Origin of the sequence: Campylobacter concisus (assembly GCF_015679985.1) — a bacterium.
Taxonomy (GTDB): domain Bacteria; phylum Campylobacterota; class Campylobacteria; order Campylobacterales; family Campylobacteraceae; genus Campylobacter_A; species Campylobacter_A concisus_AC.
In genome coordinates, this window is record NZ_CP049239.1 from 27799 (window position 1) to 41973 (window position 14175).

Sequence of the window (14175 nt, forward strand, 5' to 3'; positions counted from 1 at the left end):
TCTATGGATAAGATAGCAAATTTGGCTCTTTCTTTAAAAGATGAGCTGATCAAGGATCGCAGGTATTTTCACTCGCATCCAGAGACTGGCTGGTTTACATTTTTTACAACCGCCGTACTAGCAAAGAGACTTAGCGATCTTGGTTATGAAATAAGCCTTGGTGACAAAGTCGTTAAAGCTGATGCAAGGCTTGGTCTTGGCTCAAAAGAGCAATGTGAAAAAGCAATAGAAAGAGCCAAAAAGCTCCTAAGTCCTGAAGAGGCAAAATATCTTCCTTATATGAAAGATGGACTAACTGGCCTAACAGCCTTTATAGATACGAAAAGGCCTGGTAAATTTACAGCATTTAGATTTGACATTGATAGTGTTGATGTGACAGAGAGTGATGAGCCTACTCACAGACCTTACAAAGAGGGTTTTGGTGCAGATATCGCTGGTATCACGCATGCTTGTGGGCATGATGGTCACATGTCAATAGGTCTTGGTGTGGCAAAGCTTATAGCTGAAAATTTAGATGAGTTTAACGGTAAATTTAAATTTATATTCCAAACAGCAGAAGAGGGCACAAGAGGAGCTGTGGCTATGGAAGCTGCTGGTGTGCTTGATGGTGTAGAGTATCTATTAGGCGGACATATCGGCTTTCAAGCAAAAACCAATAGAGGCATCATCTGTGGAACAAATAAGCTACTTGCAACTTCAAAATTTGACGTACATATCACTGGTCGTTCAGCTCACGCAGCAGGAGCACCTCAAGATGGCGCAAATGCACTTTTAGCCGCATCTCAAATGGCACTAAGCATGCATGGTATCACAAGACATGCAAAAGGCGTGACCAGGATAAACGTAGGCGTTTTAAAAGCAGGTGAAGGTAGAAACGTCATCGCGCCAAATGGCTATCTAGCTTGCGAAACAAGAGGTGAAGACACAAATTTAAATGATTTTATGTATGAAAAATGTATGGATATCGTTAAAGGTGTGAGTGAAATTTATGGCATAGAGAGTAAAGTCGTAAAAACTGGTGGCACAAACGGAGCCGATAGCGACAAAGAAGTAACTGAAATTTTCTATGAAGCAGCAAAGCAAAGTCCATTTATAGATGATGATAAGATCGTAAAAGAACTTGATTTTGGTGCTTGCGAAGATTTTGCTCACTTTATGAGAGCTTTGCAAGATAGGGGCGCAAAGAGCGGATATATGATGATAGGAACAAATTTAAAAGCAGGCCATCACAACTGCAAATTTGACTTTGATGAGGAGTGCTTGGTAGCTGGAGTTGATGTCTATCTAAGATCTGCTTACAAATTAAATGGAGTAAAAAAATGAAAAATGCTTTACTAATCAGTGCTTCAAGCTATCAAGATACTGGCTATTTAAGGCACTGCAAAAACTGGGTTAAGGAATTTTTAGGTGAATGCGGCAAGGAAGAAATTTTATTTATCCCTTACGCTGGAGTTAGGCGAACAAATGACGAGTATGAGCAAAAAGTAATTGATAGATTAAAAAATAGCAATATAAAATCAATCCATCACTACGAGGATAAAATTTCAGCTATCAAAAATGCTAGCAGTATCGCAGTTGGTGGCGGAAATACCTTTATGCTGCTTTACACGCTTTATAAGCTAAATTTGATTGAGCCTATAAAAGAAGCTGTGGCAAATGGCACAAAGTATTTTGGCTGGTCGGCTGGCGCAAACATAGCTGGCAAGACGATGATGACGACAAATGATATGCCTATCATCATGCCAAAGTCATTTGATAGCTTAAATATCTTCCCATATCAGATCAACCCGCACTTCATAAGTGGCAAGCTAGCAGGCCATAACGGCGAGAGCAGGGAGGAGAGGTTGGAGGAATTTTTAATAGCTAATCCAAAAGATACTATCTACGCACTGCCTGAGGGCACAGCTTTGCTTATAGCGGACAACGAGGCTGAGGTCATAGGACATAGTGAAATTTTAAAATTTGAGTATCAAAAAGAGATAGAAAAAATAGAGGTTGGAACTAAATTTAAAATCTAAACAAGGAGAGAGGTATGGAAACATTTAAGCTAATTGCTGCCATTCTTGGCATTGCAGCTGTTGTGGCACTTCTTGTCTTAAAAAAAGAGACAAGAACGGTGCTAATAGGTGTTGGTTTGGTGCTTTGTATAATCGCACTAAAACCGATGGGGGCACTAAGTGCTTTTACTGACTATATGACTAAAGCAGGGCTTATAAAGGCGATTTGTGCCAGTATGGGTTTTGCGTTTGTTATGAAATACACGATGTGCGATAAACACCTTGTTGCGCTTCTTACAAAGCCACTTAAAAATGTGGGTTTTATCTTGATCCCCGCAACAACCGTGCTAACTTATTTTATAAATATCGCTATCCCTTCAGCTGCAGGATGTTCCGCTGCTGTTGGTGCAACGCTTATACCGCTTCTAATGGCTTCAGGTATCCGCCCAGCTATGGCTGGTGCTGCTGTTTTTGCGGGTACATTTGGTGGAGTCTTAAGCCCGGGATCGGCTCACAACGTCTATGTAGCTGATCTTGTTAAAAAAACGGTTGAGGGCTATACGGTTCAAGATGTCATAAAAGTGCAAATTCCAAGTGCATTTACTGCTCTTGTTATCGTAGTGATCGCATTAGTTGTTGTTGCGATATTACTTAAAGACTATCAAAAAAATACAAATTTTACTCTTGAAAGTAGTGCTGCTAGCGAAGAGAAACCGCTATTTAAAGTAAATTTCATCTACGCCATTATGCCTCTAGTTCCACTTGTTATCTTGGTTATTGGCGGAACAAGCCTTGCGAAAGATTATAGCTTTCTTGCGTGGACAAAGATGGGCGTTGCTGAGGCAATGATACTAGGTGCCATCATAGCTATCTTTGCTACGCTTACAAATCCGCAGAAGATCACAAAAGAATTTTTTAACGGAATGGGCCACGCTTATGCCGATGTTATGGGTATCATCATCGCAGCTGGTGTCTTTGTCGCTGGCTTAAAGGCATGTGGAGCCGTTGATGTGGTCATCGCATGGCTAAAAACAGATCAAAGTTACGTTAAATTTGGCGGAACGTTTGTGCCATTTATCATGGGTATAGTTACAGGTTCAGGCGATGCTGCTACATTTGCATTTAACGAAGCTGTCACAACAAATGCCGCTGCACTTGGCTTTGAACAAGACAAGCTTGGTATGGCAGCAGCTATTGCTGGTGCTTTAGGTAGATCAGCTTCTCCGATTGCCGGTGCTGCTATCGTTTGTGCAGGCATTGCGATGGTTAGTCCAGTTGAAATCGCTAAAAGAACATTTTTAGGTATGTTTATCTCTGTTGTGGCGATCGCATTTTTTGTCATCTAAAAGGATAAAAAATGGATATCGTAGAGAGATTTTTAAACTATACAAAATTTAACACCACAACAAATAAAGAGAATGGATTAAAAGGCGTCATGCCTTCTAATCCAACCGAGTATGAGCTGGCTCGTTTTTTAAAAGATGAGCTCAGCTCGCTAGGTATAAAAGATATCATTTTGCAAGACAATGCTATCTTGATAGCAAAAATTCCTGCAAATTGCGAAAATGCTCCAAGTATCGCCTTTTTTGGGCATTTAGATACAAGTAGTGAGCAAAAAAATGATACTAAAGCCAAGATAGTAAAATACACAGGTGGCGACATCTGCCTAAACGAAGAACAGGGAATTTATCTAAAATTTAGCGACAATCCAGAGCTTAAAAAATACGTTGGTGACGACATAGTCGTGACTGATGGCACTAGCTTGCTTGGGGCTGATGATAAGGCGGCGATCGCAAGTATCGTAAATATGGCTAGCTATTTTATGCAAAATTCTGAGATTAAGCACGGCAAGATCGTGATCTGCTTCGTGCCAGATGAAGAGCAGGGCTTGCTTGGTGCAAAAGCACTTGATGTAAATTTGCTGGGAGCTGATTTTGGCTACTGCCTAGACTGCTGCGAGATAGGCGAGCTAATATATGAAAACTGGAACGCGGCTGACTGCACGATGGTCTTTAAAGGCGTTTCGGCTCATCCGATGAATGCAAAGGGCAAGCTTGTAAATTCGCTACTTCTTGCGCATAAATTTATCTCGCTTTTGCCAGGCGGCGAAGTGCCAGAGTGCACCGAGGGCAAAGAGGGCTATTTTTGGGTAAAAGAGCTTAGCGGAAACAGCGCAAAAACGACGCTCAAGATCGACATAAGAGAATTTGACGAGGCGAAATTTCAAAAAAGGCTTGAGTTTTTAAGCGATATGGCAAATTCTTTTAACAAAATTTATGGAGAGCGTTGTGAAATCACGCTAAAAACACGCTATGAAAATGTCTTTAAATTTTTAAAAGATGAAAACTCACTGCCTATAAAATTAGCAAAAGATGCCTTTAGTGAGCTAAATATCACGCCAAATATAAAGCCTATGCGTGGTGGATATGACGGCGCTGTGATATCTGCAAAAGGTGTGCCAACGCTAAATTTATTCACAGGGGCAAATAACTTTCACTCCGTCTTCGAGTATTTGCCAGTTAGCAGTCTAAAAGCCGCGAGTGAAGTGATTAAAAAAATCGTAATTAACACTGCTAAATAAACTTCATAAAAGCCTAGATTTAGTAAATTTAGGCTTTAAATTTTACTTTCAGGATAAAAATGAAGGCTTTAGCTTTGTTTAGCGGAGGGCTTGATAGCATGCTCTCAATTAAATTAATAAGCGATCAAAACATCGAAGTGGTCGCACTTTATATGGATACCGGATTTGGCGTAGATGAAGAAAAACATGAAATTTTAAGACGCCGTGCCGCTTTGGCTGGAGCTAGCTTAAAAGTGGTTGATATGAGAAATGAGTATCTTCGTGACGTGCTTTTTAACCCAAAGTACGGCTACGGCAAGCAGTTTAATCCATGCATCGACTGCCATGGTTATATGTTTAAAACAGCTCTTAATATGCTAAAAAGTGAAAATGCAAATTTCATCATCACGGGCGAAGTTTTGGGTCAAAGACCGATGAGTCAGCGAAGAGATGCACTCTTTCAGGTTAAGCGCCTAGCTGATGACGAGGATGATCTGGTGCTTCGTCCGATGTGCGCTAAGCTCTTGCCACCAACTAAGCCAGAGCGCGAGGGCTGGGTTGATAGAGAGAAGCTGCTTGATATAAGCGGGCGCGATAGAAAGCCGCAGCTTGCTTTGGCAAAGGAAATTGGCTTTGAGGACTTTGCAACGCCTGGAGGTGGATGTTTGCTAACGATCGAGAGCTTTGCTGTGAAGATAAAGGATTACCTAAATTTTGATAAAGAGATGCGAGATATCGATGTGACGTGGCTAAAGCTTGGTAGGCATCTGCGCTTGCCAGATGGTGCAAAAATGATAATAGGTCGTGACGAAAGCGATAATAACGCACTTTTAGCACATCCAAACGATAAATTTGATCAAGTAAAATTTAAAGAGAGCGATGACATCGTAGGAGCCGTTAGCTTCATAAGCAAAAACGCTAGTAAAGCTGATAAAGAGCTAGCTGCAAGGCTTGCATTAGCTTATACAAAAGCAAGCAGAGAAAATAAATTTGAAGTTAGCATCGATAGCGAGAAATTTAGTATCACACCTGAGGATAAATCTCTAGCTCAAAATTATTTCGTAAAATAGACGTTTTGTCGATTCTTGGTGCTTTTACTTTGTGTTTGTAGATAAAGATGGTTTTTATCTACAAATAAGTTTAAAAATTATATAATCCGAAACTTATTTTAAAGTGTCACGGTAGCTCAGCTGGTTAGAGCGCTGGTCTCATAAGCCGGAGGTCGGGAGTTCAAGTCTCCCCCGTGACACCATAAATACCTAAACTACGATGTTTCTACAATATTATATTGCAGTCACCTTTCATGAAATATAGCTTAATGTTTGTAGCAAAATAAAATTTTATGTAGCAAATTCTTAAGCTTGCAGTAATTTTAACACGTTTTTGTAAAATTTTTAAAAAACAAGTAAAATTTTTTAACGAATAATCTACTATAATACAATCTGTCACTTTGCCGGGTTAAATTTTTATCATAGTTTAAATAAAATAAGTATAGATGTATAGTAGAAATGGCGTTTGTAGCTATTGAATATTGGCTAAAAAATATTTTTGATGATTATTATACATTCATACCCCTAGCGATAAAACACAAAATGGAGATAGGCTGCATAAGCATCACGAGATCCTGCGTATGTCAAATACTGGCTACCATTTATAAAGATAAAAGAGTCAGAGTATTTAAAGGCAAAATTTGAGAATTTGTTTGGAGAGTATTTGGTGCGCAATTGATGATGATGCAATAATTTTTATTTGGTAATTTTAAGATATTTGTTTCGATTCCTCATATAAATACTAGCATTAAGTAATTCATAAGTATTTTTATGCTATACAATCAATTATAAGCAAAAACCCCTTGATATATCGTGCTTTTTAAAACATAAAATCATTTTTTTATTCTACTTACTATCAAATTCATTGACTCGACTATAAAAAAAGATTATAATGCTCACAATTTTTAAAAACAAAATATTTTAACCAAAGGAGGTTAAGATGATCAAAATTAGTTAAAAGTAGAGGCTCCATTTAAGTAATTAAAGGAGAACCTCTACGATAGGTTCTAAGCACTCCTATTGTAATAGTTCTCTACTTTTAAACTACTTAAATAAAAACCTATCAACAACTACCATATTAAAACAATGGGCACACTATAGGTATGCCCATTTGGTGAGATAGCTATTGCTGTCTTTGTAAAATTTAAAAAGCTATAGGAGAAAAATATGGCTAATAAAAAAATGCTTTTAAATGATTTAAAAGCTATCAGAAAAAATAAAATAAAACAGGAGATTAAACAAGCATGCATTGAAGCCTTGTTTCCACAAAAAGCTACGATCAAAGAGTGCAGGCTAGTAATCGAAGATCGTTTTGGTATCAAGCTATCAAATAATGAGTTTTCCAAATGGAAGAAAGAATATGAGGCAAAAAATGCAAACCAACCCTCTGATGCATGTCATATTCTCGGTTCCAAAGAAGACGAAAAAAACGATGAGGAACTAAGCAATGGCACTAACAATCAAGAGTAGTGATACAGCAGTTGCGGCAAACGCAGTAATTGCTCTACAAGAACATATCGAAATTGGTAATAAGGTTAGTGAAAATATTAGAAATAATATTGAACTTTTTAATCAAGCCGCAGATAGCTTTGATAAAAGCTTTAAAGAAAAAATAGAACTTATAGAGCAAGGAGGTATTGAACTTATAAATGCAACAAAAGAGATCCAAAACAACTTTAAAAATACTCTAAAAGGTGCAGACAAAACTATATCGAAGATCAACTCATCTTTTAGCTCTTTAATGAAGAAGATAGTATCTGCATTAATTGCCTTTGTATTTATAGAAGTGATCTTCTTTTTTGGCTACATGTTTTATGATAGCCATAAGACAAATGAAGCCAAATCTACACTACAAAGTAGGCTAGATAAAGCACTTTATGATGTGTCTAATCTTCAAGGCTTTATCATCCATATCTACAACCAAGATAGTCAAAAAGCTAGCAAAGATTTTACTAAATGGCTAAACAAAAATGGTGACGGCAATGTTCAGTAGTAAGCAAATTTTTCTAATAGCAAGACACATACAATGTATGACACTTCGTTTTCATACCTTGTATAATCTTGCTCTGCCGAGGGCCACAATGCGAGATATAAGAAGCGTTAAAACGCTTCATCTCGCTAACACATTTTATGAAAGGATATCATATGTCAAAAAATGTCAAGGATAAGGTGCTCTCCGCAAGGATCACTTATCAACAATACGATAAGCTATCTAAAATAGCTCTAGAGTTAGATATGTCAAGATCAGAAATCATTTCCTATCTTATAGATAATGGCACTGTAAATTCTGAATCCATAAAAAAGAAAGAGCTAGATTCGGCAATCATTACATATTTTGCTAGACCTTTTAGCAACATCAATCAAATAGCAAAGAGACTAAATATAGCTTATAAGACTAGTGGTAATATAGGCTTAGAAGTGATACTGCGAGCACAAGAAGATTTGTACAAAATTCAATCAGTCCTAACTGAAATTTTAAGCCTAATAAGGAGTAGCTATGATAGTTAAGATCTCAAAGGGAGAAAAAGGCGTAGCTGATTATTTAAAAACTGGTAAGAAAAGAGATTCAAAGCTAACTAGAGATGAAAAAGATGATAGATTGCCACTGGCTGGAAATTTAGATCTTATCGAGATGTCTGAAAGGCACCAGAGCAAGAAAAAGAATAAGAAATATAACTACTATCATATATCCTTGTCATTTACTTCAGAGGAGTGGAACAAGCTATATGAAAGTGGCAATATAGATGATCTTATAATGGATTTTTTGAAGCTCACTTTCCCAAATCACGACATAGATGAGCTACTTTTTTATGCTGAAGCTCATCTGCCTATAATCAAAGAAGAGCCATATATTCCTCGTCCAGAAGGGGCGCTAGAAAACAGAGTATTGAATAAAAAACATAAAAATGGCGAACCGCTAAAAAGAGAGCCTCATATTCATCTAATAGTCTCTTTTGAAAATATGAAATTTACTCATAGTGTAAAAACTGGTGGAGCTATATATGCAAAAGGTGCATCCAAGCAACAAGCAAAAGCTGTTATGGCTAAATCAGTAGAGAAATTTAAAAGAGTGGTTAATGACATCTTATCTAACAAGTATGGATTAAATAATATAGAGCCTTTAGGCATGGGTGAAGACCAACTAGAAAAACAATATGAAAGCTTTAAAAGTGCAGCACAAAAGGTTAGGAAAGGCAAAGAAAAAGATACGCAAATGAAGATAGAAACAGATGTAGTTATCGAGCCAAAAGCTAATACAAAGGAACAAAACATAAGTGTTGAAGAGCTGCTAGCTGATGCTAGAAATTCTACAGCTGATTATCTATTAAGAATGATAGAAGAAGATGAGAGTTTCAAAAAAGACTATTATGATAGAGCAAAGAGGCTTAATGCAGTGGATATAAGAGAATTTTTGCCTATGATCAATGCAAAATTTAATATCACCGCAAAACCTGAAATGGTAAATGATAAATATAAAGTAAGTGTAGATGGGTTTAAGGGAACTTATAATCTAACTGATCTAATGTGCAAGATAGTCTATAATGGCAGAAAAGGAGCATTATTTCATGTAGTTAATGAACTAGAGCAAATGCTTATAGAGCTTCAAGCTAATAAAAATGAGCCAAAGATAACATTAAGTGTAAGTAGTGACTTTAACACGCCAAATAAGGACCCAAAAGCTCAAGTGCTAAATAGCTGGAAAACGATACGAATAGAGCCATATAACCTAAAATCGGTACTTAAAAACTATTCAGCTATATCAGTGGCAAGTTTTAAGAATAAAAATGAAGAAGATAGCGGTATTGATGGCATAACTCCTACACTTATATATGATATATATAGCCCCAAATTTACTATAAATGATGCTCAAAATTTACTGCAAAGCAAAGGGATAAAAGGCTTCATGTACCCAACCAGCTATCAAGCACCGGATACAAAAGTAGAGAAATTTAAACTCATCATACCCACAACAAAGGCTCCAAGCTTAAATGAATATGATAAATACATAAAAGAGATAACAAGAGAGCTTGGGCTATATAACATAGTAAATAACCAGAGCCTATATCCTAGTAAATTTCACTACACTCCAGTGCCAGGATCTGAACTTGTAAGCATTAGTGGAAAAACTTTGGATAATACAAGAGCCATTGAAGAGGCTGGTTTAAAAACAGATATTAATAATATGGATGTTAAAGCCTTAGAGGAAAATTTACAAAAACTAAGAATATATGAGCTTAGCTGTGAGCCAAAAGATACCAACTCACATATTAAAAGAACAAGCTACCAAGCTATATCATCAAAGATTCCGATAAAAGAGTTAATAGAATACTTTGACGAGAGTACTGTGCTTAAAGAATATAAAAATCATCAAATACTTTCTAGCAATAGCAGCAGATATCTTTACTTGCCAGAAGAAAATACAGTCTACTCCTTTAGTCAAAATAGACTCTATACTCCGTATATCTATATCAGAGATAAATTTTATGAAGCGGCTAGAAAGATAAAAACTGGGTTTTATGATGATGATCTCATTAAAAAGTTAGGTATTACACAAAATGAATATGAAGGCTTCGTAAAAGCTATTGATGGCCATTTAGATATAAATAGATACTACTTAGCTTTTATAAATAGAACTGAAAGCTTTAAAAAATACCTGCCAGACATAGTTAGAATTAACTATAAATGCTTAATTTATAATATAAAAACCTATATGAAAGATTGGCAAGATATGCAAGGATTTAATAAGCTAAAGAAGTGTTATAAAGCAGATAAGATCTCTCTAGCAAATGATCATATATCATTTGGCTCACTAAAAATAACAAAGCAAGAGTTATATGGTCAAGGACTTGATAGTAACTTTGGAGCAGAGCAAACAAAACAACCATCAAGTATGATAGAAACCAAAGAATGGAATGTGAAGTCAGGGCATGATAGTTTGGAGAGATAGACTATTATGAGCTGTTATAGAAGCCAAATTATTAGCCATCTCTCACCCCATAAAACCAAATGGCAGTGCAAACATATCATCATCTAGCTTCATAGCCGTATCTCCAGCATAAAAAACTATGCCCTTATCAAATTTACTTTGTAAATTTTCTTTTAGATGGTAGATATGTTTAAAGTCATCTTTGCTGATAGTTTTTGAGGATTTGACCTCTATGGCTATGAGTCTGCCCGATATCTCAAGGATAAAGTCTATCTCTTTTTGATCGCTCGTTCGGTAGTAGTATATATTCGCTCGTTTTTTGCTACTTGTATTTGCCTTTAGTAGTTCATCAAATACAAATGTCTCATATATGGCACCTTTATATGAAGAATTTGCAAGATCTTGAGCTGATGAAATTTGAAGTAAGTGTGCCAGCACCCCTGTGTCGGTAGCAAAAATTTTAGGAGTTTTTATGAGTCTTTTTAGAGCGTTGTTAAAGTATGGCTGAAGCTTTTGGATCTGATAAGTATGCTCAAGCACGCTAAAATAGCTATCAAATGTCTTATTATCAAGCCCAGACTCTAAACATAGCTCGTTTTTGTTAAAGATATTGCCACTTCTTAGCATACATAGGCGGTACATAGTGATAAATTTATCCATATTTCTGATGTTGCCTATCTCTTTGGCGTCTGATTCTATATATGTTCTTATGTATGAGCTAAACCAGAGATATTTTGATTTTTCAGAGCTTATCTTTGTGATCTCTGGATAGCCGCCATTTATGATCTTCTCAGATAAGCCGTCGTTGTCGTATTTCCTCAATGCAAGATGGCTTATATCGCCACTTAAAATATCTATCAAATTTTCATCACTATAGCTTAACTCTTTTTGAGAAAGCGGGTAGAGTTCCACTATGCCTATCCTGCCAGCAAGTGAGTCTGATATATCTTTAAAGCCTTTTAAATTTGCAGAGCCAGTTAATATGAACTGACCGTTTGTTCTGTTTTTATCTACAAATTCTTTTATAGCTAAAAGCAGTATGGGAACTCTTTGTATCTCATCTATCACGATAGGCTTACTACAGTGTTCTATAAAGCCTTTTGGGTCGTTTCTTGCGGATTCATATATATTAATATCGTCAAGCGTTACGTAATTTGGTATATCTAAATTTAATGCAAGGGTTGATTTGCCAACTTGCCTAGCTCCGCTTATCAAAAGCACAGGAAAGCTTTTCATATACTCTTTTATCTCATCAGCTACGGCTCGTTTGATGTACATAGTATTTTATCCTTAAATATTTAGGAGTATAATACTACAATATATATAAATTTACAAGGATGGTTTGGTTAAGATAATTGTATATTTAAATTTAATTCGAACTAAAACTGGCAAGATTAAGTCAGTCACTGTGATTTTCCATCACACTGAGTATTTTATTGGTAGAGTTTTAAGCAATATCACCTCAGATTTTCATATTGACAAATGGTGGCCAAATTTTACCTCAAAAGGAGCAGCACAATAACCATTTTTGGAATATTGCACAGGCTCTTTTATATTGCGACCTAACTTCCCAATAAATTTTTACCTCATAACTTTATCCAGTAGTGATTTATAGCTATCCACTACGTCATAGACCACGCTATCGTTGCTTATAGCCTTAAAATGCTCCTTTGCGCAGTGGATTTTGGACTCTTCGACTTGGCGAAGCTGCATAGAGTTCATAGACCCTTTAGTCTCCGCGACAAAATAAATGTACTTGATATCACCCTCATAAAATGCAATCGCCCTAAAAAGACAAACCTCTCCAGATACATCAGTCATATATATAGACGAATTTAAAGGAAATATAGAAAAAGAGAAATATCAGCTAGCGATGTATGATAAAAACCGTAAACTAGTAGATATATTAAGAAATAGACATTCACAAACAATAAAAAATATAATAAACGAATTTGAAATACAACCACAAGTAGTTGTAATGGATATGTTTAAGCCATTTAGAAGCGTAATAAATAGTAATATAGTTCAGGCCCAAATAGTAGCAGATAAATATCATGTAATAAGACAAGGGATATGGGCATTAAGAGATTTAAGAGTAGAATTATTTAACAAAGACAATGAAAAGTATAAGAAGTTAAAAAAATATTGGAAAATACTAAGTAAAAGCCCAATAAGTCAGTTTAGTCAAAGACAAAAAGAAATATTAAAAGAGATATTAAAAGTAGATAAGACATTGAAAAAGATGTATAGAATAATAAAAGAATTTTACAAGATGTTTGAGAGCAAGACAGTAAAGACAATGAGAAGGAGAATAGAACAATTAATTGAAAAATTGAGAGTATTTAATATAAAGCAAAGTATAAAACTAGCAGATACAATAACAAGTTGGAAAAAAGAGATAATAAATATAGTAGAATATGAAATAAACAATGGGTTTGTAGAAGGAAATAACAACAAAATGAAAGTAATAAAAAGAGTATCTTATGGACTAAGAAACTATGAAAGATTTAGAAAATTGATATATTTACGTCTTTGCAATAGATAGAGGTGTTTTTACACCCCCACTATTGACAAAGAACCATAATAAATTTTATCCGCTCTATAAATTTAAAAATTGAATACCCTTTTTACATACATTTAAAAGAAAAATTTATATATAATCCTAAGATAAAAAATTAATAATTATACTTAAGGAGCAAACGTGCAAATTCCTATTCGCTACGGCAAAGATGATATCATCGACCTAAGCGTTCCGGAAAAAAATTTACTGGGAGTTTTTAACCCCAACCCCGTGGCTAAATTCGACGAAACGGCACTCATCGCAAAGGCTCTGGCAAATCCAATAAACCAAAAGAGCTTTGATGAGTTTATCGCTGGCGATGAAAAGATCGTTATCATCGTAAATGACGGTACAAGACCTACGCCAACTGCTAAAATTTTAAAGCAAATTTACCCAAAGCTTCGCGATAAAAATAAAATTTTCATCATCGCCACTGGTTGTCACAGAGAGGGCACGCTAGATGAATACAATATGATATTTTCTAAAGAAATTTACCCAGAGATCAGAGCCAAAAACGAGGTTCATGACCACGACTCAAAGCACGATGAGATGGTCTTTTTAGGCGAGAGCAAAAACGGCACGCAGATGTATCTAAATAAGATCGTAGCTGAAGCTAAAAAGGTGATTGTTATAGGTTCAGTCGAACCTCACTATTTTGCAGGCTACACCGGTGGTAGAAAGGCCTTTTTGCCAGGCACCGCGTCGTATGAGAGCATCACACAAAATCATAAACTAGCACTTAGCGCTGACGCTCAGGCGCTGCGCCTTGATGGCAATCCTGTGCATGAAGATATGATCGATGCGATGAAAGTTCTTTCAAATATCGATGTCTTTTCTATACAGACGGTGCTTGATAGCGAGCATGGCGTCTATTACGCGAGTGCTGGCGATCTAAACGATAGTTTTTATGACTGCGTGAAAAAGGCTGATGAGGTCTTTTGCGTAAATATCCCACAAAAAGCCGACATCGTGATCTCGGTAGCGCCTTATCCTATGGATGTCGATCTTTATCAGGCGCAAAAGGGTGCGGACGCAAAAATAGTCATCTTGCCGTTTGGCTCTATGACTACTGTGCCTAAGGT

Annotated in this window: 12 protein-coding genes, 1 tRNA gene and 1 pseudogene; 12 read left to right on the forward strand and 2 right to left on the reverse strand. The window is 36.2% G+C overall.

The window, feature by feature from the left end:
- The first annotated feature begins 3 nt into the window (after positions 1-3).
- The 10 genes from G5B98_RS00135 to G5B98_RS00180 all read left to right on the forward strand — a co-directional run bounded on the left by G5B98_RS00135 (position 4) and on the right by G5B98_RS00180 (position 10554).
- On the forward strand, positions 4-1323 hold the full coding sequence (locus G5B98_RS00135) for an amidohydrolase (protein WP_196086791.1): 1320 nt from the start codon (positions 4-6) through the stop codon (positions 1321-1323).
- On the forward strand, positions 1320-2018 hold the full coding sequence (gene pepE, locus G5B98_RS00140; RefSeq protein ID WP_087580527.1) for a dipeptidase PepE: 699 nt from the start codon (positions 1320-1322) through the stop codon (positions 2016-2018). The genes G5B98_RS00135 and pepE overlap by 4 nt, the downstream gene beginning before the upstream one ends.
- Positions 2019-2032: 14 nt before the next feature.
- On the forward strand, positions 2033-3343 hold the full coding sequence (gene dcuC, locus G5B98_RS00145; protein WP_196086792.1) for a C4-dicarboxylate transporter DcuC: 1311 nt from the start codon (positions 2033-2035) through the stop codon (positions 3341-3343).
- 11 nt (positions 3344-3354) lie between these two features.
- Complete coding sequence (pepT, locus tag G5B98_RS00150) at positions 3355-4578, forward strand: peptidase T (RefSeq protein ID WP_196086793.1); 1224 nt, start codon at positions 3355-3357, stop codon at positions 4576-4578.
- 59 nt (positions 4579-4637) lie between these two features.
- A complete protein-coding gene (locus G5B98_RS00155) occupies positions 4638-5627 on the forward strand; it encodes an argininosuccinate synthase domain-containing protein (protein WP_196086794.1) in 990 nt (329 codons plus the stop codon).
- Between the two features lie 105 nt (positions 5628-5732).
- A tRNA-Met gene (locus tag G5B98_RS00160) sits at positions 5733-5809 on the forward strand.
- A gap of 964 nt (positions 5810-6773) precedes the next feature.
- A complete protein-coding gene (locus G5B98_RS00165) occupies positions 6774-7076 on the forward strand; it encodes a hypothetical protein (protein WP_035142770.1) in 303 nt (100 codons plus the stop codon).
- Entirely contained in the window at positions 7054-7599 is a 546-nt protein-coding gene (locus tag G5B98_RS00170) for a hypothetical protein (protein ID WP_021085730.1), read from the forward strand. The genes G5B98_RS00165 and G5B98_RS00170 overlap by 23 nt, the downstream gene beginning before the upstream one ends.
- 152 nt (positions 7600-7751) lie before the next feature.
- Positions 7752-8114, forward strand: a complete 363-nt coding sequence (gene mobC / locus G5B98_RS00175) for a plasmid mobilization relaxosome protein MobC (RefSeq protein ID WP_035142769.1) — start codon at positions 7752-7754, stop codon at positions 8112-8114.
- Positions 8104-10554 (forward strand): aminotransferase, encoded by a 2451-nt coding sequence (locus tag G5B98_RS00180; protein WP_196086795.1) that lies wholly within the window; start codon positions 8104-8106, stop codon positions 10552-10554. The genes mobC and G5B98_RS00180 overlap by 11 nt, the downstream gene beginning before the upstream one ends.
- A gap of 42 nt (positions 10555-10596) precedes the next feature.
- Here G5B98_RS00180 and G5B98_RS00185 read toward each other — a convergent pair whose 3' ends face one another.
- Complete coding sequence (locus G5B98_RS00185; RefSeq protein WP_021085725.1) at positions 10597-11811, reverse strand: ATP-binding protein; 1215 nt, start codon at positions 11809-11811, stop codon at positions 10597-10599.
- A gap of 303 nt (positions 11812-12114) precedes the next feature.
- A complete protein-coding gene (locus G5B98_RS09305; RefSeq protein WP_080656657.1) occupies positions 12115-12354 on the reverse strand; it encodes a hypothetical protein in 240 nt (79 codons plus the stop codon).
- A gap of 52 nt (positions 12355-12406) precedes the next feature.
- Between G5B98_RS09305 and G5B98_RS00195 the strand changes: the two genes are divergently transcribed.
- Positions 12407-13078 carry an ISL3 family transposase gene (locus G5B98_RS00195; RefSeq protein ID WP_021085739.1) on the forward strand — a complete coding sequence of 224 codons (672 nt, stop codon included), beginning with the start codon at positions 12407-12409 and terminating at the stop codon, positions 13076-13078.
- 156 nt (positions 13079-13234) lie between these two features.
- Positions 13235-14173 (forward strand): annotated as a pseudogene (gene larA / locus G5B98_RS00200) (nickel-dependent lactate racemase); the annotation flags it as partial.
- Positions 14174-14175: the final 2 nt, after the last annotated feature.

What these genes read in the sequence shown, in the direction of transcription:
- G5B98_RS00135 (WP_196086791.1), top strand. Translation starts at nt 4, where the DNA reads ATGGATAAGATAGCAAATTTGGCTCTTTCTTTAAAAGATGAGCTGATC.
- pepE (WP_087580527.1), top strand. Translation starts at nt 1,320, where the DNA reads ATGAAAAATGCTTTACTAATCAGTGCTTCAAGCTATCAAGATACTGGC.
- dcuC (WP_196086792.1), top strand. Translation starts at nt 2,033, where the DNA reads ATGGAAACATTTAAGCTAATTGCTGCCATTCTTGGCATTGCAGCTGTT.
- pepT (WP_196086793.1), top strand. Translation starts at nt 3,355, where the DNA reads ATGGATATCGTAGAGAGATTTTTAAACTATACAAAATTTAACACCACA.
- G5B98_RS00155 (WP_196086794.1), top strand. Translation starts at nt 4,638, where the DNA reads ATGAAGGCTTTAGCTTTGTTTAGCGGAGGGCTTGATAGCATGCTCTCA.
- G5B98_RS00165 (WP_035142770.1), top strand. Translation starts at nt 6,774, where the DNA reads ATGGCTAATAAAAAAATGCTTTTAAATGATTTAAAAGCTATCAGAAAA.
- G5B98_RS00170 (WP_021085730.1), top strand. Translation starts at nt 7,054, where the DNA reads ATGGCACTAACAATCAAGAGTAGTGATACAGCAGTTGCGGCAAACGCA.
- mobC (WP_035142769.1), top strand. Translation starts at nt 7,752, where the DNA reads ATGTCAAAAAATGTCAAGGATAAGGTGCTCTCCGCAAGGATCACTTAT.
- G5B98_RS00180 (WP_196086795.1), top strand. Translation starts at nt 8,104, where the DNA reads ATGATAGTTAAGATCTCAAAGGGAGAAAAAGGCGTAGCTGATTATTTA.
- G5B98_RS00185 (WP_021085725.1), bottom strand. Translation starts at nt 11,811, where the DNA reads ATGTACATCAAACGAGCCGTAGCTGATGAGATAAAAGAGTATATGAAA.
- G5B98_RS09305 (WP_080656657.1), bottom strand. Translation starts at nt 12,354, where the DNA reads ATGACTGATGTATCTGGAGAGGTTTGTCTTTTTAGGGCGATTGCATTT.
- G5B98_RS00195 (WP_021085739.1), top strand. Translation starts at nt 12,407, where the DNA reads ATGTATGATAAAAACCGTAAACTAGTAGATATATTAAGAAATAGACAT.